Below are 19002 nucleotides of genomic sequence, written 5' to 3'. Positions count from 1 at the left end.
ACTGTAGGCGGAGGATGGCAACCGCCTGGCAGGATCTCATCATGACCGTCGACACCGTGCCCCTGGCGGCCGCCACCGAACGGACGAGGACCGGGGACCTGTGGGTGTTCCGTGGCCGCTCGACCGCCGACAGGCTCATCCAGACACTGACCAACGCGCCTGTGAACCACGTCGGGATCGCGGTGGTGCTGGAGGACATGCCGCCCCTGATGTGGCACGCGGAGATGGGCCGGGCGCTGCCCGATGTGTGGACGGGGCGTCGCCAGCGGGGTGTTCAGCTGCACGACCTCGAGGCCGCGGTTCGCCAGTGGGCCGGCCCGTACGGTCAGCGGGCGTGGTTCCGGCAGATCAGTCCGGAGGTCGGCCCCGGGCAGGAGGACGCGTTGCTCGAGTCGATCGCCCGGCTGAACGGCGTGTCTTTTCCGTCGACAGGACGCCTTGCCGCGCGATGGGCACGGGGCAGGTGGGCAGCCGGGAGGAGCGGGGACGTCGGCGCCGAGGAGGGGGTTGGCGGCCGCGCCGAACAAGGCGGGAGGAAACCCGGAGAGAGGGACGACGCCGACGCAGGCAGTCCCGACGGTCGCCGGGGCTGTTCTCCGCTGCCGGAGTTTCGGCGTTCGCGGACACAGGCGGCTGCCTCCGCCGTGCCCGCGGAAGCAGACGGGGCCGGGGCACGCGGGCCCGCTTTCGCGCGGGGGCCGGCCCGACGTCTCGAGGCGGCGTACTGTGCCGAGGTCGTCGGAGCCACGCTGGAGGAGATGGGGATCCTGCTGCCGGCGGGGGACACCAGCTGGTACGACCCCGGCCGCTTCTGGAGCGGTGACAGCCTCCCGCTCGCCCCGGGCTGGGGATACGGTCGTGAGATCGCGGTGACCGTCAGCCCCGGAGCACCACGTCGCTGAGCTCGGGCTCGACCTCCTCGGGTGCCACCACGAGCAGCTCGTCACCGGGTTCGAACGGTACGTCCGGGGCGGGGACGATCACACGCCCGCCGCGCAGGATCGCGACCAGCGCGGCATCGCGGGGGAACCGCACGCGGTTGACCGGCCGGCCGGCCAGCGGCGTCTGCTCGGGGAGCGTGACGCTGATGAGATTCGCCCCACCGCGGCGCAACGTCATCAGACGGACGACGTCGCCGACGGAGACCGCCTCCTCGACCATCGACACGATGAGCCGCGGGGTGGACACGGCGACGTCCACACCCCAGCGTTCGTCGAAGAGCCACTCGTTACGGGGGTTGTTGACCCGGGCGACGACCCGGGAAACGGCGAACTCGGTAGTGGCGAGCAGGCTCACCACCAGGTTGGCCTTGTCGTCCCCGGTCGCCGCGACCACCACATCCGCGTCCTCGACTCCCAGACGGGACAGAAAACTGAGCTCGCAGGCGTCCCCGGTGTGGAGATCAGCACCGTCGACCGGATCGGCCTCGAACACCGAGGCGTCCTTGTCGACGAGGATCACGTGGTGGCCGCTGGCGAGCAGTTCCCGCGCGATCGATCGGCCCACGACGCCGGCGCCGGCCACGACCACCGTCATGATCGCGGGACGGGCGGGCGGGATCGGCGACTCGTCGAGCAGTCCGGTCCCGTCCGCGTAGTCGGGGATCTGGTTCTCAGACATCGGCGGGACCTCGTCTCAGCACTTCGTCGAGTTCGGCGACCGTGGCGGAGGGGACCGCGAGGTGCACGATGTCCTGGGCCTGGACGAGGGTGTCCGCGTTCGGTAGACGGCCTTCGCCGAAGCGGGTGAGGGTCACGGCCCGTCCACCCGCCGCGCGGGCGAGCGCGTCGAGCGGCGCCCCGACCCACTCCTTCGGCGCATCGATCGCCACGAGTGACACCGAGTCGGTCTGGTCCCGCCAGAGCACCGGGCTGGATCCCGCGGTGATGAACCGCACCAGCCGGCCGGTCGCCCACGGGACGGTGGCGACGGTGGGTATACCGAGGCGCTCGTAGACCTCGGCGCGCCCGGCGTCATAGATCCGAGCGATGACCCGGTCGAGCCCGAACGTCTCGCGTGCCACGCGCGCCGCGATGATGTTGGAGTTGTCGCCCGATGACACCGCGGCGAAGGCATGAGCGTCGCGGATACCCGCGCCCTCCAACACGTCCCTGTCGAAGCCCGTGCCGGTCACGGTTCGACCGGTGAAGTCCTCGGACAGGCGGCCGAAAGCCCGCGGCTCGTGGTCGATCACCACCACGTCGTGCCCGGCGGCGTCCAACTCGGTCGCGAGCGCCGCGCCGACGCGCCCGCACCCCATGATGACGACCTTCATGGCGGTCTCACTCCTCACGGCGCACACCGCGTGCGTCCATCCGGTTACGCTACTTGCCCGCCTGCGGTGCTGTCCGAGATGGCGTGCGGGTCATACGATGTGTCGGTGTCCAGGATCTCCAAGGTCTCCGTGGGAGCCAAGCGGCTGCTCGTGGGTCGTCCGTTCCGCAGCGACACGATCGGGGCCACCCGCCTGCGTAAACGGATAGCCCTGCCGGTGTTCGCCTCCGACGCGCTGTCGTCCGTGGCATACGCGCCGCAGGAGATCTTCCTCGTGCTCTCGATGGGCGGGATGTCCGCGCTCGCGTTCACCCCGTGGGTCGGGCTGGCGGTCGCGATCGTCATGGTCGTCGTCATCGCCTGTTACCGGCAGAACGTCCGGGCGTATCCCTCGGGTGGTGGCGACTACGAGGTCGCGACGGTCAATCTCGGGCCCAACGCCGGCCTCGGCGTGGGGGCCGCGCTGTTGATCGACTATGTGCTGACGGTGGCGGTGTCGATCGCCGCGGCCGCCGAGAACATCGGCTCGGCGATACCGTTCGTCCACGATCATGAGGTGCTCTTCGCGGTCCTGGCGATCACGGGACTGGCGGCCGTGAACCTGCGGGGGGTTCGCGAATCGGGCGCGATGTTCGCCATCCCGGTGTACACGTTCATGGCGGCGATGACCGGTCTGGTGGCGTGGGGCCTGTTCCAGGTCGAAGTACTCGGGCGGGATCTGAACGCCGAGTCCGCGGGTTTCACGCTCGTCACGCCGGACGGCCTGTCGATCACCGGGCTGGCGCTGGTGTTCATCGTGGCGAAGTCGTTCGCGTCCGGATGTGCGGCCCTGACCGGGGTCGAGGCCATCCACAACGGCGTACCAGCGTTCCGCAAGCCGCGCGCCCGCAACGCCGCCGCGACCCTGGGCATGCTCGGGGTGCTCGCGGTCTCGTTCCTGCTGGGTCTGATCGAACTCGCCCGCCGCCTCGACGTGAAGATCGCCGAGAATCCCGGCGCCCAACTGCTCGGCGCACCTGAGGGCTACCGGCAGAAGACGATGATCGCGCAGCTCTCCGAGCCCGTTTTCGCCGGCGTTCCGCTGGTCTTCTACGTGATCATGGGCGCCACCGGGCTCATCCTCGTGCTCGCCGCGAACACGGCCTTCAACGGTTTCCCGATGCTGGCTTCGGTGCTTGCGCGGGACAAGTACCTGCCCCGCCAGCTCGCGACCCGTGGCGACCGGCTCGCGTTCTCCAACGGCATCGTGCTGCTCGCCGTGGCCGCCGCGGCACTGGTGATCGTCTTCGACGCGCAGGTCACGGAGCTGATCCAGCTCTACATCGTCGGGGTCTTCGTCGCGTTCACACTGGGCCAGTGGGGGATGATCCGGCACTGGAACCGGCGTCTCGGCCACGAGGAGGACGCTGCGGTGCGCAGGGGGGTCAGGCGCGCTCGGATCGTGAACGCGACCGGGATGGTGTTGACGGCGAGCGTCCTGGTGATCGTCATGGCCACCAAGTTCCTGTCCGGGGCCTATATCGCCGTGCTGGGGATGGTGGGTCTGTTCGTGGTGATGAAACTCATCCGCCGACACTACGACTCCGTTGCGCGGGAGCTGGACGACTCGTCGTGGGAGGTCGTACTGCCCAGCCGGACCCACTGTCTGGTCCTGGTGTCCAAGCTGCACCTGCCGACGCTACGGGCACTGGCCTACGCCCGGGCGACCCGGCCGGACACCATCGAGGCGCTCACGGTCAACATCGACACCGCCGATACGCGAGCGTTGGTGCGCGAGTGGGAGGACCGGGGGATCCAGGTGCCGCTCAAGGTCGTCGAGTCCCCGTACCGCGAGATCAACCGGCCCGTGGTGGACTATGTGACGAGACTACGGGAGCAGCGACCGCGGGACGTGGTGATCGTCTACATCCCCGAGTACGTCGTCGGGCACTGGTGGGAGCAGTTCCTCCACAACCAGAGCGCGCTGCGGCTCAAATCCCGCCTGCTCTACGAGCGAGGTGTCATGGTGACCAGCGTGCCGTGGCAGTTGTCCTCGTCAGACGGCCGCGCGGAGCAGGCCCGAGACGAGCCGATCGTCGGACGCTGGCGTGAACCGGAGGCGCAATGACTGTCAGGGAATCGATCGACTGGACCGGCCAGGTTCTCCGGGTGCGGGTGGAGGGGCCGGCGCACGGCGGGGAGTTCGTCGCGCGACACTCCGGTCGCGTGATCTTCTGTCGGGGTGCGCTCACCGCCGAGCTGGTGGAGGTCGTCGTCGACGACGACCCGGGTAAGGGCTTCTGCCGGGGGACCGTTCGCGAGGTGCTGGAACCGTCCCCGGACAGGGTGCGGCCTGTGTGTGAGGCGGCTGCGGCCGGCGCGGGGTGCTGTGACTGGAGTTATATCGACGGCCCCGCAGCCCGAGACCTGGCGGGTCGGGTCCTCGCGGAGCAGGCGGCCCGGATCGGCCGTATCGGGATCCCGCACTCGCCGGTTCCTGTCGATCTCCCCGCCGGCGACCCCGCCACGACGGGGTGGCGCACGACCGCACGGTGGGTGACGGACGCCGCTGGGCGCCCCGGAGTGCGCCGCGCCCGCTCCCGGGACGTGATCACGAAGCCCTGCAGCCAGTCGGATCCACGTCTGCTCGACGCGGTGCTCTCGGCGGGTATCGGCCCGGATCGCGAGATACTGGGTGTCCTGGACGACGAGGGTGCGATCCATGTGGCCCATCGAGCTGTAACGGAGGACCGGCCCCGCGGACGGGGGCGCAACGCGGCCCGTTCCGCGGCGACGAGAGCACGGGCCCGCCAGGCGCGTGGCCGGGGCTGGGAGCACGTGGTCGGTGGGCCGACGATGGTCCGGCGTGTAGGGGAACGTCGGTGGCACCTGCCGGTGGACGCGTTCTGGCAGGCCCACCGGTCCGCGGCCACCCACTACAGCGACGTCGTCCGTGCGGCCGTGGCAGGCGCGCCCGGGGTGACGGGGGCCCCGGTGGTGTGGGACCTGTACGGCGGCGCCGGAGTCTTCGCGGCGGCCACCCTGGATGCCGCGCCGGGCGCCCGGATCACGGTCGTCGAATCCGCGCCGGATGCGCTCGGCGCGGCGGAGGCGGCGCTCGGTGCCGACGGAGGGATCCGCACCGTGCGTTCGCGGGTCGAGACCTTCCTCGAGCCGGGCGACGAGACCGATCCGTTCGGACGGCCTGACGTCGTGATCCTCGACCCGCCGCGGGGCGGCGCCGGCATCCCGGTGATGGAGAAGGTGGCCCGGACCGCGAGGTCGCGGGTCGTCCACGTCGGCTGCGACCCGGCCAGTCTCGCGCGTGATGTGGGGGTTCTCGTCTCCGCCGGGTGGTCGCTGCGCGAGTTCCGTGGGGTGGCGGCGTTCCCGGGGACCCACCACGTCGAGGGGATCGCGGTGCTGGACGCGCCCGGCCGGAACTGATCGTCGTAGGTGATGAGGGCCTCAGACTGCCGCCCACGGGAGGGCTCCCGCGTCAGCAGCCCGTAGACTGGCCGTTCGACCCAGCGGGGTGAAGGTCAGGAAAGGGGCGGTCGACAGCAATGAGCGTGCTCGATGAGGTGGACGGCCCGTCCGATCTGCGGGGCCTGGGTCCCGACCAGCTGAGCCGTCTGTGCGGCGAGATCCGAGAGTTCCTCATTCGCAAGGTCGCGGCGACGGGTGGGCATCTCGGCCCGAACCTCGGCGTCGTCGAACTCACCGTCGCGTTGCACCGCGTGTTCGATTCACCGCGGGACCCGATCGTGTTCGACACCGGCCACCAGTCCTACGTCCACAAGATGCTCACCGGCCGCAAGGACCGGTTCGACGGACTGCGCACGCGGGACGGTCTCTCGGGCTACCCGTGCCGCGCCGAGAGCCCACACGACATCGTGGAGTCCTCGCACGCCACCGCGTCGTTGTCGTACGCGGACGGCCTCGCCAAGGCTTTCGCCCTGCGCGGCCACTCGGACCGGACGGTCGTCGCCGTGATCGGCGACGGCGCGATGACCGGCGGGATGGCCTGGGAGGCGCTGAACAACATCGCCGCCGCGAAGGACCGTCCCCTGGTGATCGTGGTGAACGACAACGGCCGCTCGTACTCGCCGACCATCGGCGGGATCGCCGATCGGCTGGGCGCCCTGCGACTGCAGCCCGCCTATGAGAAGGCGATGGACCGCACCAAGACGGCGTTGACCTCTCGGAAGGGTCTCCTGGGCAAGGCCGTGTACTCCGTGCTCCACGGCATCAAGGCCGGCCTCAAGGACGCGGTCTCACCCCAGGAGTTGTTCGCCGACCTCGGGATCAAGTACATCGGCCCGGTCGACGGCCACAATCTGGCCGCCACCGAGGCCGCGCTCCGACTGGCGAAGGACTTCGGCGGCCCGGTGATCGTGCACGCGGTGACCCGCAAGGGCATGGGCTACGTGCACGCCGAGAACAACGAAGCCGACCAGATGCACGCCACCGGGGTCATCGACCCCGAGACCGGCAAGCCGCTGTCCACCTCGTCCTCCGTCGATTGGACCTCGGTGTTCTCCGACGAGCTCTGTGCCATCGGCGCGGAACGGGAGGACGTCGTGGCCATCACGGCCGCCATGGCGGGGCCCACCGGGCTGACCGCCTTCGGCGACCGCTTCCCGGACCGGATGTACGACGTCGGAATCGCGGAGCAGCATGCGGTGGCGTCCGCCGCCGGCCTGGCGCTCGGCGGGCTGCACCCCGTCGTCGCCGTCTACTCGACCTTCCTCAACCGGGCCTTCGACCAGTTGCTCATGGATGTCGCCCTGCTCGGACAGCCGGTGACCCTGGTCCTCGACCGTTCGGGCGTGACGGGGCCGGACGGCGCGAGCCACAACGGGATGTGGGACCTGTCCCTGACCGGGATCGTGCCGGGCATCAGGGTGGCCGCGCCGCGCGACGACGTGACGCTGCGCCAGGAACTGCGTGAGGCGGTGGACGTCACCGATGGGCCGACGGTCGTGCGCTTCCCGAAGGGCTCGGTCGGGGAGTCCATCCCGGCGCTGGAGACCTCGGAGGACGGCGTGGACCGTGTCCACGGTCCGGGCTCGTCGGATGTGTTGATCGTGGCTGTGGGCTCGATGGTCGCCCCGGCCATCGCTGCGGCGCGCGAGCTCGAGTCGGACGGTCTGGGCGTGGACGTGGTCGACCCGCGCTGGGTCTACCCGGTCTCCGACTCGCTCGTCGGGTCCACCCGGGGCCGCCGCCTGGTCGTCACGGTCGAGGACAACGGTCTCCACGGTGGGGTCGGGTCCGCGGTCTGTGCGCGGCTGGACTCAGCCGGCGTCCGGGGCGACCGGATGTCGCTGGGGCTGTCGCAGGAGTTCCTGGACCACGCGTCGCGGGGAGAGATCCTGACCGACGCCGGGCTCACCGGTGAGGGGATCGCGGCCTCGATCCGGGCGCGACTCGCCGACTGACCGAGGGCGAGCCGCTCCACGTCGTGTGAGCTCGCGGCGCCGAGCGGGTCAGCTCGTCGCCCGGAACTCCCGAACAGCCTCGAGCAGGGGCGCGGAGGTGAGTACGCGCTGCCAGTCCCGGGCCTCCTCGCCCCGGAGGACCTCGTCCAGTAGCTCGCCGTCGTCCCCGGGACGAGTGGTGGCGGCCCGCCACACCCACAGTCGCAGCGTGGCGGGCTTCAACAGCAGGCCGGCCTCCAGTCCGAGCTCGTCGCCGAGTTCACCGATCCGGGCGCGGGCCAGCTCGAGCAGAGTGGCGGCCTCCGGTTCGTTACGCTTCCAGGACGCGTGGGGCGGGTGCTCGCCGCGGGGTCCCTGACGGGTCGGGAGGTCCGCACGACCGAGCCCCTCGGCCCATTCGAGGGCCTCCAGCCAGTCACCGGCCATCCTCCGACGGTGTGGCCCGTCGAAACCGTCGATCGCGAGCAGAGCTGATCTGCCGGCCGGGCCGATGCGCGCGGCCTCGACGATCGCGGCGTCGGGTAGGAGTCGCTTGGGGGCGATGTCCCGGTCCTCGGCGATGCGGTCCCGAGCCATCCACAGCTCCCGCGCCCGCGCGAGCTGGCGCACATCCCGGAGCGAGGTGAGCCGCGACAGGCGACGCCACGGCTCGGGTGCGGCGGGTGCAGGTTCGGATTCGACGAGATAGCGGCACTCCGCCTCGTACCAGTCGCGCCGACCGAGATCATCGAGACGTGGCAGGACTGCGTCCGCCAGTTCGTGGAGGAAGAGCACGTCGTAGGCCGCGTAGTCGAGCCAGGACGCGGGAAGTGGTCGACGGGACCAGTCGGCGGCCGAATGTGCCTTGGCCAGACCGATGCCGAGATGTTCGGAGATCATCGCGCCGAGGTTGACCCGCTCGGTTCCGAGGAAACGCCCGGCGAGCTCGGTGTCGGCCAACGACGAGGGGATGATCCCGAGCTCGCGCAGAGAGGGCAGATCCTGGCTCGCCGCGTGCAGCAACAGCGGGCGGTCGGACAGGAGATCGGCGAGCGGACCGACGGTGCGGCCCGGGGTCTCGGGGTCGACGAGGAGTGCGGGCCCGTCGGCGGGTCGGAGTTGGAGCAGGAACGCGCGTTCGGGGTATCTGATCCCGGAGGCCCGTTCGACGTCCACCGCCACCGGGCCGGACGACGCACTCAGCGCCCCCGCGACCACATCGAGTCCCGCGTCGTCGTCGACGAACTCGTACTCGGCCGGCGGCGGCGCCGCTCCCGGCGGGGTCTCACCCCTGCGGCGGACACTCACGCGCGACGATGCAGCGACGTCACGCCGACGGGAGGCAGACCGGCTGCGAGGGCCAGAGTCTTGCAGAAGGCGGACGCATGGCCGGTGAGGTCTGCTTCGAGCGCCGTCCACGAGGCCCGGAGTTCCAGCTGGTGTGCCTGGGGAGGGCCCGCGATATCGCCGTAGCGGACCGACGCGGTGCTGGTGACGGTACCGCCCAGCGCCGTATACGGTCCCGCCTCCTCGTCGAGCGCCTCGGTCAGCCAGCTCCATGCGACCTGCGGCAGGAGCGGGTCCCCGGCGAGCGCGGCCTCCATGTCGGCCTGGATGTAGGCCACCAGCCGGAGGGTGCCGTTCCAGGCGTCGTCGCCGGACGGGTCGTGGAGGAGGATCAGACGGCCGAACGCGTCACCGTCGGAGAACTCCGGGACGTCGTCTCCGGAGGGCGGGATGATCTCGACGCCCAGTGCGTGGCTGTACGGCGCCAGCCGCTGAGGGGGGCGGATCGGCCCGACCGAGATCTCGGGGCGCACCTCGAGCCGCGACAGGGACTCGACCGCCTCCTGGAAGACCTCCGGCTCGCCGTCATTGACCGATGTACTCACAGGGCGTCACGCTAGTCACCGCCCGGCGGCGTGCTCCGGAGGCGCGCCGTCAGCCATCGGGGTGGGCTGGCCGCCCTCCTCGGCCCATTCATGGGACCATGGAGGGCGTGTTGAAATCCGATATGCCCTCGACCTCTCCCTCTGGCGACGCCCCGACCAGCGCCGCGACCATCGGCCGCCGCCCGGGGACCGGCCCCTATCTCGACGAGGTGACCGGCAAGGGCGGCCCCCACACGCCGGTGTGGTTCATGCGCCAGGCGGGGCGATCGCTGCCCGAGTACAAGCAGGTGCGCGGCACCTCGAGCATGCTCGAGGCGTGCTTCGATCCGGCGATGACGTGTGAGATCACGCTCCAGCCGGTGCGTCGTCACGGCGTGGACGCCGCGATCTTCTTCTCCGACATCGTGATTCCGCTCGCCGCGGCCGGTGTGGACATCGACATCGTCCCGGGCGTGGGCCCGGTGGTGGCGGAGCCGATCCGCGACGAGGCGGGCATCGCGGCGTTCCCCGAACTGACCCCGGACCGGCTGGAGAAGATCGAGGAGGCGGTCCGCCTCATCATCGGCGAGTTGGACCCGGGTGTCGCGCTCATCGGGTTCGCCGGCGCCCCGTTCACGCTCGCGTCCTACCTGATCGAAGGGGGGCCGAGCCGTAACCACGAGCACACCAAGTCGCTCATGTACTCGCGTCCGGACCTCTGGAACGATCTCATGTCCAGGATCGCCGACCTCACGACGGTCTTCCTGCGTGCCCAGGTGGGCGCCGGCGTGGACGCGGTCCAGCTGTTCGACTCCTGGGCCGGTGCGCTCACGCAGCGCGACTACCGTTCACTGGTGCTGCCGCACTCCACCCGGATCTTCGCCGATGACGTGGTCTCGAGCGTCCCGCGCACCCACTTCGGCGTGGGCACCGGCGAACTGCTCGGCGCTATGGGCGAGGCGGGCCCGGAGGTCGTGGGCGTGGACTGGCGGATCCCGCTCGATGACGCCGCCACCCGCGTGCCGGGCAAGGTCCTCCAGGGAAACCTCGACCCGGCGATGCTGTTCGCCGATCGCTCCGCCCTCGACGCCGAGGTCACGCGCATCGTGGCCGAGGGACGACGTGCGCGGGAGGCCGGCGCACGCGGCCACGTGTTCAACCTCGGACACGGGGTCCTACCGAGCACGGACCCGACGGCGGTGACCCACGTCGTGGAGCTCGTCCACGAGCTGACCGCCGAGTAATGGCGGCCCCACGCGTCGCCGTGGTGGGTGGCGGCCTCAGTGGGCTGACGGCCGCCTATCAACTGTCCCGGGACCTCCCGGGCGCCCGGGTCACGGTGTTCGAGGCGTCGCCGGTGCCCGGTGGCTGCCTGGATACGGCCGACTTCCCGTCCGGCCCCATGGAGCTCGGTGCCGAGGCGTTCATCGGCAGGCGCCCGGAGGCCTCGGAGCTCGTCGCCGAACTCGGTCTGACACACGAACTGCGGCATCCCGGGACCCTCGGTCCCGCCATCCTCACCGGCGGCCGTCTCGTCCCGATGCCGGCCGGCACGCTGATGGGTCTGCCCTCCGATGCGTCGACACTGTCCGGGGTGCTCCGGCCGGCGGACGTGGAGCGGGCGGCGCGGGAGCCGGAGCTGCCTCTCGACTGGGCCCCCGGCGGGGACGTCGCCCTGGGCAGGTTGGTCGCCGACCGCTTCGGTTCCGCGGTGGTGGCCCGTCTGGTCGACCCGATGCTGGGTGGCGTGTACGCCGCGCCCAGCGTGGGGTTGGGGCTGCGCCAGGTGGTGCCCGGCCTGGCCGACGCGCTGGACCGCGGGGCGCCCAACCTCACCGCGGCGGCCAGGGATCTCACCGCGCACCGCACCCCCGGCCCGGTGTTCGCCACCCTGTCCGGTGGCTACCGCGTCCTCGTGGACGCGCTCGTCCGTGCGTCCCGGGCGCGGGTGGTGACCGGGGCGCGGTGCACCGCGATCCGACGGGACAGCGGGGGATACGCGCTGGTCGGCTCCGACGATCGTGGTCCGTGGACGCATGAGGCCGACCTCGTCGTCGTCGCGGTCCCGGTCCCGCTCGCCGCACCGCTCCTCACCGCGGCCGGGGGAGTCGACGACGCGGTGCGGGCGCTGTCGGGGATCCGCACCGCCTCCTCGGCGGTGGTGGCGCTCGAGGTCGACCGCTCCCTCGACCTGCCCGAACGATCCGGGGTGCTCGTCGCCACCGACGAACCCGTGCCGTTCAAGGCGATGACGTTCTCGAGCCGTAAGTGGCCACACCTGGACGACCGGCGCGGCCATCTGGTGCGGGTGTCCTTCGGCAGGCTCGACGACGACGAGATACTCGCAACGGACGACCTCACACTGGTCCGGATGGCGGTCTCCGCGCTGGCCGGGGTGTGCGGATCGACCCCCACCGTCCTGCACTCGCGGGTGCGCCGCTGGGACAACGCCCTCGCCGAGATCGGCCCGGGTCACGATGCGCTGATCGCCGGCATCCGCGGCCGTCTCGTCGAGGACCTCCCCGGAGTCGAGCTCGTCGGCGGTGCGACCGAGGGGGTCGGGGTGCCCTCCTGCGTGGGGTCGGCCCGGGTCGCGGCCCGCCGGTTGGCCGGGAAGTGGCAGGATTGAGCCATGGCACGCCTTGACTACTCCAAGCTTAACTCGACTCTTCGCTACCTGATGTTCTCGGTCTTCACCGTGACGCCGGGGCAGCTCGGGGAGGACCGGGCCGCGGTGGCCGCGGATCTCGAGAAGTTCCTCGCCGGGTACGAGGACACCGACGTCGTGGTCCGCGGGATGTACGACGTCTCCGGCCTGCGCGCCGAGGCCGACTTCATGATCTGGACCCACGCCGAGCACATCGAGGACCTCCAGGGGTTCTACAACGAGTTCCGCCGCACCACCCTGCTGGGTAAGGCCAGCACCGCGTTCTGGTCCAACACGGCCCTGCACCGCCCGGCGGAGTTCAACAAGAGCCATATCCCGGCGTTCCTCGCGGAGGAGGAGCCCGGTGCGTTCATCTCGGTGTACCCGTTCGTCCGCTCCTACGAGTGGTACCTGCTGCCGGACGAGGAGCGGCGCCAGATCCTCGCCGCCCACGGCCGCGCCGCCCGGGAGTTCCCGGATGTGCGCGCCAATACCGTCCCCGCGTTCACGCTGGGTGACTACGAATGGCTGCTGGCGTTCGAGGCACCCGCGCTCGACAGGATCGTCGACCTCATGCGCGAGATGCGCGCCACCGAGGCCCGGCGCCACGTGCGCGAGGAGATCCCGTTCTTCACCGGGCCGCGCGTGACCGCCGAGAAGCTCGCCACCACGATGCCCTGACTCCTGCAGGGGAGACGAGCAGAGCCCGCCGGGGATCGACCCCGGCGGGCTCTGCTCGTCTCCGGTCGCGCGGGCGCGGATCAGTTCTGTGTCGGCTCGAGCGTCAGGCTGAGGGAATTGATGCAGTAGCGCAGGTCGGTCGGGGTGGGGTAGCCCTCGCCCTCGAAGACGTGCCCGAGATGGCCGTGGCAGTTCGCGCACAGCACCTCGATCCGGCGCATCCCCATGGAGTCGTCGACGCGCTCGATCACCGAGTCGCCGGCGAGCGGGGTGAAGAACGACGGCCAACCGCAGCTGGACTCGAACTTGCCCTCGCTACGGAACAGTTCGGCGCCGCAGCCGCGGCAGCGGTAGACGCCCTCGGTCTTGGTGTCGTTGTACTCGCCGGTGAAGGGCCGCTCGGTGCCCGCCCGGCGCAGGACCTGATACTCGTCGGGGGTCAGCCGGCGGCGCCACTCGGCGTCGTCGAGGGTGAAGTTCGGCTGCGGGGCGTTGGTATCGGTGGACTCGCTCATGACCGCAGGCTACGCCGACGTGGCGGCGGGTGCGATCCGCTCGTGCCGGCCCGGGGCCGCGCGGCGCCACAGGAGCACGACCAGGATCGTGGCGAGGATGAGGAGCCAGCCCAGCGTCGGGTGCGCGAACTCCATGACCCGGCCGTAGTAGGGCCAGCGCACGGACTCCCAGTTGTCCGGGAAGAAGAACGCGTACGCCGCCAGCCAGGCGGGCCAGGTCCGCACCAGGGACCCTTTGAGGACCACGGTGAGCATGAGCGGGATCAGCATCATGGAGTAGTACATCTGGCCGAGCGTGGACACGAGGAATACCCCGGCCAGGACGACTCCCGAGGTGGTGGCCAGCCACAGCACCTCGTTGTTGTGCCGGTAGTCCAGCAGCAGCCACACCGCGAGCAGGGTCGCCGCGACGACCAGGATCCGGGCGACCAGGATCAGCGGCTCGGGAATGCCGTAGTAGACGCCGAGACCGGCGATCGAGCTGTTGTAGTAATCACGCACCTGCCCCATGTACGGCATGGTGGTGTCGAGGTACCGGGAGGCGTCGACCGTCAGCGCCCATCCCGCCGCCATCGCGGCCGCGGGGATGGCCAGCGCGCCCACGAACGGCTGCCACTGCTTACGGATCAACGGCAGTACCAGCAGCGGGGCGAGCATCGGTTTGACGGCCAGCGACAGCCCCATCGCGACACCTGCCCACCAGAGACGCCGCGTGTGCAACAGGTACAGGAACGCGGCCTGGCAGAGGAAGATCACGCCGTTGATGTTCGTGAACACCAGCGTGTTGGTCACCGCTTCGGTGCTGAACGCCGCGAGGAGGATCGCGGGGGCGGCGAACGACTTCACGTCGAGGTCGAACATCCTCATGAGCAGCCACAATGCGGCGATGATTGCCGCGGTGTTGATGAGGATGAACAGCCACCTGGAGATCGTGTAGTTGTCGATCACCCCGAATGGCGACAGGAGCAACGTCCCACTCGGGGCGTACAGGTAGTGCGGCTGCACGGTGAGCAGGTTCTCGGAGTAGACGGGCTCGCCCGCAAGGAAGCGCCGGGTGGCGGCGTACACCGTGGCGAAATCGTTGGTGATCGCGCCGTTGACGGCCCTGATCAGGACACGGTGGATCACCGTCATGACCGCCAGTGGCCAGAGGACATTGGCGAGGATGCGGGGCACGGTCGTCGAGCTTCGGGTGGGCAGCGGCACGCTGAGGAGGCTACCGCCCGGGCCCCTGCCCCCGGGTGAGGCACTCCGGTTCGTCAGGACGGACAGGCGGTGGATTTCTCGGCTGCCGCCGGGTCGTCGAGGAAGGTCGTCACCGCCTCTCGCGCACAGCCGGAGTGCAGCATCACCGCTGAACCGGGAGCCCCCCAGCTGACGGTGCGGACCTCGGTGGCGCCGGCAGCGGTGAGTCGGCCCGCGGTCGGTTCGAGGTAGGCGGCGCCGGCGACGGGATCGGCGATACCCGCCAGCAGGAGAACCGGAACCGTGGGCGGGACCTGTAGCGGCATCGGGGCCGGGACGGGCCAGGTGGAGCACGCGGAGAGCTGGGCGGCGAGGATCTCTCCGAACGGCGGGGTGTCGGCCCATTCCGCCTCGAGTTCGTCGACCCGGCTGACGGGAACTCGTTGCGACAGGTCGGAACAGCCGGCGACGTAGGGGAGGGAGGACCGACTCAGCGTCTCGGCCCGCCCCCGCACGCTCTCGGGAGTTTCTCCGGGCCCGGCGGCGATGAGGTCGCCGAGGATGATGTCACCGCCGGAGGGCTCGGGCGCGGAGGCGCCGGACAGATCGCCCAGCGCGGAGCGGACAACGTCCGAGAGCAGCGCTGCAGGGATGTCAGCGAGGGGTTCCTGCGCCCTGTCGAGCGCGGCGGAGACCGCCTCGACCTTCTGGTCGGCGTCGCCGGGTCCGCATTCGGGCCGGGTGCACGAGGATGCCCACAGCCGGAGGGCGGCATCCGATCCGGCGAGGGCGGCCCGGGCGGTGCCCTCCTGATCGCCGTCGTCCGGCGCCGGGGAGTCCAGCGCGAGGAGCGACAACCTGTCGGGGTGGGTGGAGGAGTAGGCCAGCGCGGTCTGCGCGCCTGCCCCGATGCCGAGGATCGCCAGACCCGGCACGTCCCAGTGCTGGCGGAGTACCTCGAGGTCCTGCGCCGCGCCCACGGCGCCGTAGTCGAGTTCGCGCCCCTGGAGTTCGTCCGTGCACGACTGGGAGGCGTCGGCCAGCTCGCCGCGGAGCTCGGGCGAGCCGGGGTCGGCCCCGGCATCGGCGAGGCCGTCGAGGGTCCGTCGCGCCGCGAATGTCAGACACGCGCCTGCGGCGTCGGTGCGGCCCCGGTGGTCGACGACGACGAGCGGCCGACTGTCGACCAACTCGGTACCGGAGGAGACCAGGCGGGGAGCCAGCTCCGATGCGGGGGTCTCGGGGCCGGCGACGACGACGAGAGGTGCCGCGTCGTCCGGCGTGGCAGTCGACGACAGACGGATCGAGGGTGATTGCCCGGCGAGTCCGCACCGGGCGGTCACTGTGTCCGGGATCCCGCTGATTCCGCGATCGCCGCAGTTCACCCACTCGGGTTCGGACTCCGGGGCGAGCCACTCCGGCCGTTCCGGTGGGCCGCTGCCGTCGGTTCCCGTCCCGCCGTTCGAGCGGGGGTCGTCGCCGGTGGCCAGCCGTGGGCCGGTGGCCGGCAGCGGTGCGCACGACGTCGCGGCCAGGAAGAGAACCGTCAGTCCGGCGGTGACCAGTCGACCCGCTCGTGTGTGCCTCATCCGTTCGCCTCGTTCGTCCGATCAACGCTGTCGGTGCGCCCGACATCCGTCGGGGCGTGATCGACGACCCACCGGGTGTAGAGACCGCCCCGGGGGCATGTGAACGCGGTCACCACCCGCATCGGTACGCGCCGGGGCTCGTCCGCGTTCACCAGCCCCGGACCCCGGCCGCCCACGACGACCTCCGGTGCCAGCGAGAGCACGAGTTCATCGACCAGGCCCTGTGTCAGGAACTCCCCGAGCAGGCGAGGGCCACCTTCGAACGCGACCTCGCCCGCTCCGAGGTCACGAAGGAGTGTGCGCAGTGCCTCTGCATAGGGCCCGTCGGGCATGACGTGGACCGTCACACCCGCCTCGCGGGCGGCGTCGACCCGATCCCGTGGGGTGGTGGCGGCGGCCGCGATCTCCAGTCCGCCGCCGGCCGAGCAACACTGCGCGATCAACTCGCCGGGAATCGAACGGGTGACGACGAGGACCGGCGGGGCCGGACGTGACCTACGGCCCGCCCAGGCACTCGCGATCCGGGCGGGGCCGTAGCCCTCTGCGAGGGCGGTTCCGGAGCCGACCAGCACGACGTCGGCGCGTGCGCGCATCGCGTCGTAGACCAGGCGGTCGGTGGGCGTCCCCAGCGGCCCGCTTCGTCCGTCGACGGCGGTGGTTCCGTCCACCGAGGAGATCATCACCGCGCGAATCCGGACATCCGGGCCGCCTGGCTCGGGATGCAACGCGTGCCACAGGACATCCAGGGCCGCGGGGTCGTCGTCGAACACGGCGGGTCGCGTGCTGTGCACCTCGGATGTCCTCCATTCTGACGTGGGGTTCCCCCACGATAGGCTCTGCTCATGGTCTCCCGCCTCGTAGACGTCACCCCGGTGGTTCCCGCCGATCAGCTAGTGGCCCAGATGGTGCCGCCGACGATGTTCGACGACGTGAGTTTCGATTCGTACATTCCCGACCCGGCCCAGCCTTCGCAGGCCGCGGCGGTCAAGGCGTGTCGCGAGTTCGCCGAGACCGTCACCGCGCGTCGGGCGCCCAAGAAGGGGTTCTTCGGCCGTCGTCCGAAGGTCGTGCAGGGGACGGGCATCTACCTGGACGGTGGGTTCGGCGTGGGCAAGACCCACCTGCTGACCTCGATCTACCACGACTGTCCCGCACCCAAGGCGTTCGGGACGTTCGTGGAGCTGACGCATGTGGTCGGCGCGCTCGGTTTCAACCGGGCGGTCGAGGAACTGTCCGGACATTCCGTCCTGTGCATCGACGAGTTCGAGCTGGACGATCCCGGTGACACGATGCTGGTCTCGCGCCTTCTCGCGGAGTTGACCGCTGCCGGCGTGAGCGTCGCCGCCACGTCCAACACCCTTCCCGAACAGCTGGGGGAGGGCCGGTTCGCGGCCAAGGACTTCATGCGGGAGATCCGCAAGATGTCCGGCATCTTCGATTCGATCCGCGTCGACGGCCCGGACTACCGGCACCGCAACCTGCCGCCGGCTCCCGAGCCGATGTCCGACGAGGCACTCGCCGCCGATGCCGCGGCGGCACCGGGAGCGACCCTGGACGATTTCGACGCGCTGTGCCGGCACCTCGCGACCCTGCACCCGTCCAAGTACAACCGGCTCGTGGACGGGGTCAACCGCGTGTGTCTGAGCGGGGTCAAGCCGCTCCCGGACCAGTCCATCGCGCTACGACTGGTGGTTCTCGCAGACCGTCTCTACGACGCCGGTATCCCCGTACGAAACTCCGGGATGAAGCTCGATGCGATCTTCACTGACGAGATGGTGACCGGCGGTTACCGAAAGAAGTACCTACGGGCCACCTCTCGACTGCTCGCGCTCTCCCGTTTCGACACTGTCGGCGGCTGAACGGGGCCGTCCTGCACGGGCTTTTCGGACACCACTTCCTACAGGGGCTTCTCCAGCACCACGTCGTTGTTCTCAGTGCCGCCGACGGTGAAGACGCGTGTCCCGCGCTCGGCGAAGCCGTTCCTGACGTAGAACGCCCGGGCCCGGGCGTTGTCGACGTTCGTCGCCAGCCAGAGACTTGATGCACCGGCCTGCCGCGCTGTGGCGACCGCGGCGTCGAGCAGGACCCCGGCCACGCCCAGGCCGTGCAATGCCGGGTCGACGTAGAACTTGCTCACCCCGACCGTGGACAGGCCCGTGAGCACCGACGCGCACTCCGGATCCATCCCCGTACCGTTGACGAGCAATGCATATGCCCTTACCTCGCCATCCTTGTCGAGCCCGACCAGCACCGTATGCCCGGGGGTCCGGAGGTATTCGGCGAAGGCCGCCTCGCTGAGGTTCTCGGCGACGAAGGCGTCGATGGCGGCCGCGGCCAACCCAGGCGGGCACGCCAGGGGGAACGTCCGTGCAGCGAGGTCGGCGAGGGCGGGCACGTCATCGGGGCACGCGGGGCGAACGGAGACTGTCACGGCCACAATCCTAGGGGCCGGGTCCGGTTCCTCGGGCACGTCGACCGCAGGCAGGTGCTCGACCGGTGGGCCATCGCGGTCTCGGCGTCAGTTCTTCCCGAGGCGGGCCCGCTCGGGGTTCTCGAGTGTATGGCCGCGGGGCTGCCGGTGGTCGCCACCGATCACGGGGGAGCGGCGGAGTACCTCCGTGAGGGCATCGGGGTCCTCGTCGCCCCCGGGGATCCCGAAGGTCTCGCGAATGCGCTGTCGGAGTTGATCGCCGACCCGGCACGGAGGGAGTTGATGGCCGAGCGCGGTCGCGCGCGGGCGGCGCAGGAGCATGACATCGAGATGACCCTGCCGGCGATGGCCGGGGCGCTTACGGGGCGCTGACGCCCGCGACGACGGGGCGCTGACGCCAGAATCCG

General features: G+C 70.6%; 18 protein-coding genes. 9 read left to right on the top strand and 9 right to left on the bottom strand.

What is annotated here, in order from left to right; translation table 11 throughout:
• Positions 1-41 precede the first annotated feature (41 nt).
• Complete coding sequence (locus ACWIE7_RS07235; protein ID WP_452098983.1) at positions 42-902, top strand: hypothetical protein; 861 nt, start codon at positions 42-44, stop codon at positions 900-902.
• Here ACWIE7_RS07235 and ACWIE7_RS07230 read toward each other — a convergent pair.
• Both ACWIE7_RS07230 and ACWIE7_RS07225 read right to left on the bottom strand, forming a co-directional pair.
• Positions 877-1536 (bottom strand): potassium channel family protein, encoded by a 660-nt coding sequence (locus tag ACWIE7_RS07230; protein WP_454058731.1) that lies wholly within the window; start codon positions 1534-1536, stop codon positions 877-879. The genes ACWIE7_RS07235 and ACWIE7_RS07230 overlap by 26 nt on opposite strands.
• 76 nt (positions 1537-1612) lie before the next feature.
• Positions 1613-2275 (bottom strand): potassium channel family protein, encoded by a 663-nt coding sequence (locus tag ACWIE7_RS07225; RefSeq protein WP_452098982.1) that lies wholly within the window; start codon positions 2273-2275, stop codon positions 1613-1615.
• Positions 2276-2389: 114 nt separating this feature from the next.
• On the opposite strand from ACWIE7_RS07225, the gene ACWIE7_RS07220 reads away from it, so the two are divergent.
• The 3 genes from ACWIE7_RS07220 to dxs all read left to right on the top strand — a co-directional run bounded on the left by ACWIE7_RS07220 (position 2390) and on the right by dxs (position 7697).
• Complete coding sequence (locus tag ACWIE7_RS07220) at positions 2390-4381, top strand: APC family permease (RefSeq protein WP_452099069.1); 1992 nt, start codon at positions 2390-2392, stop codon at positions 4379-4381.
• On the top strand, positions 4378-5700 hold the full coding sequence (locus tag ACWIE7_RS07215; RefSeq protein WP_454068879.1) for a class I SAM-dependent RNA methyltransferase: 1323 nt from the start codon (positions 4378-4380) through the stop codon (positions 5698-5700). Before ACWIE7_RS07220 ends, ACWIE7_RS07215 begins: the two co-directional genes overlap by 4 nt.
• 119 nt (positions 5701-5819) lie before the next feature.
• Complete coding sequence (gene dxs, locus ACWIE7_RS07210; protein ID WP_454068878.1) at positions 5820-7697, top strand: 1-deoxy-D-xylulose-5-phosphate synthase; 1878 nt, start codon at positions 5820-5822, stop codon at positions 7695-7697.
• A 48-nt stretch (positions 7698-7745) separates the two neighbouring features.
• On the opposite strand, the gene ACWIE7_RS07205 is transcribed toward dxs, so the two are convergent.
• Both ACWIE7_RS07205 and ACWIE7_RS07200 read right to left on the bottom strand, forming a co-directional pair.
• Positions 7746-8984, bottom strand: coding sequence for an HRDC domain-containing protein (locus tag ACWIE7_RS07205; protein ID WP_454068877.1), 1239 nt, complete (start codon positions 8982-8984; stop codon positions 7746-7748).
• Positions 8981-9568: a DUF3000 domain-containing protein gene (locus ACWIE7_RS07200; protein WP_452098978.1), complete on the bottom strand. Its 588-nt coding sequence runs from the start codon at positions 9566-9568 to the stop codon at positions 8981-8983. Before ACWIE7_RS07200 ends, ACWIE7_RS07205 begins: the two co-directional genes overlap by 4 nt.
• Positions 9569-9690: 122 nt before the next feature.
• On the opposite strand from ACWIE7_RS07200, the gene hemE reads away from it, so the two are divergent.
• From hemE to hemQ, 3 genes are read left to right on the top strand one after another with little or no spacing between them, the layout of a single operon-like run.
• Positions 9691-10791, top strand: coding sequence for a uroporphyrinogen decarboxylase (gene hemE, locus ACWIE7_RS07195; protein ID WP_452099067.1), 1101 nt, complete (start codon positions 9691-9693; stop codon positions 10789-10791).
• A complete protein-coding gene (hemG, locus tag ACWIE7_RS07190) occupies positions 10791-12176 on the top strand; it encodes a protoporphyrinogen oxidase (protein ID WP_454058709.1) in 1386 nt (461 codons plus the stop codon). Before hemE ends, hemG begins: the two co-directional genes overlap by 1 nt.
• Before the next feature lie 3 nt (positions 12177-12179).
• On the top strand, positions 12180-12875 hold the full coding sequence (hemQ, locus tag ACWIE7_RS07185; RefSeq protein ID WP_230928835.1) for a hydrogen peroxide-dependent heme synthase: 696 nt from the start codon (positions 12180-12182) through the stop codon (positions 12873-12875).
• An 80-nt stretch (positions 12876-12955) separates the two neighbouring features.
• Here hemQ and msrB read toward each other — a convergent pair whose 3' ends face one another.
• From msrB to ACWIE7_RS07165, 4 genes are read right to left on the bottom strand one after another with little or no spacing between them, the layout of a single operon-like run.
• A complete protein-coding gene (msrB, locus tag ACWIE7_RS07180; RefSeq protein ID WP_452098976.1) occupies positions 12956-13390 on the bottom strand; it encodes a peptide-methionine (R)-S-oxide reductase MsrB in 435 nt (144 codons plus the stop codon).
• A 9-nt stretch (positions 13391-13399) separates the two neighbouring features.
• Entirely contained in the window at positions 13400-14596 is a 1197-nt protein-coding gene (locus ACWIE7_RS07175; RefSeq protein ID WP_452098975.1) for a glycosyltransferase family 87 protein, read from the bottom strand.
• A gap of 53 nt (positions 14597-14649) precedes the next feature.
• Positions 14650-16164, bottom strand: coding sequence for an alpha/beta hydrolase (locus ACWIE7_RS07170; protein ID WP_452098974.1), 1515 nt, complete (start codon positions 16162-16164; stop codon positions 14650-14652).
• Positions 16161-16955: a dihydrofolate reductase family protein gene (locus ACWIE7_RS07165; RefSeq protein WP_454058711.1), complete on the bottom strand. Its 795-nt coding sequence runs from the start codon at positions 16953-16955 to the stop codon at positions 16161-16163. The genes ACWIE7_RS07170 and ACWIE7_RS07165 overlap by 4 nt, the downstream gene beginning before the upstream one ends.
• Before the next feature lie 51 nt (positions 16956-17006).
• Between ACWIE7_RS07165 and zapE the strand changes: the two genes are divergently transcribed.
• On the top strand, positions 17007-18023 hold the full coding sequence (gene zapE / locus ACWIE7_RS07160) for a cell division protein ZapE (RefSeq protein WP_454068876.1): 1017 nt from the start codon (positions 17007-17009) through the stop codon (positions 18021-18023).
• Positions 18024-18061: 38 nt separating this feature from the next.
• On the opposite strand, the gene ACWIE7_RS07155 is transcribed toward zapE, so the two are convergent.
• Positions 18062-18595 carry an N-acetyltransferase family protein gene (locus tag ACWIE7_RS07155; protein ID WP_454068875.1) on the bottom strand — a complete coding sequence of 178 codons (534 nt, stop codon included), beginning with the start codon at positions 18593-18595 and terminating at the stop codon, positions 18062-18064.
• Between ACWIE7_RS07155 and ACWIE7_RS07150 the strand changes: the two genes are divergently transcribed.
• The gene (locus ACWIE7_RS07150) at positions 18563-18967 is read left to right on the top strand and encodes a glycosyltransferase family 4 protein (RefSeq protein WP_454068883.1); all 405 of its coding nucleotides are present in this window, start codon (positions 18563-18565) and stop codon (positions 18965-18967) included. The two genes, ACWIE7_RS07155 and ACWIE7_RS07150, sit on opposite strands and share 33 nt — an antisense overlap.
• The last annotated feature ends 35 nt before the right edge of the window (positions 18968-19002 follow it).

The organism is Dietzia sp. NPDC055343 (assembly GCF_053645265.1).
This window is presented reverse-complemented; position numbering and strand designations above follow the sequence as displayed.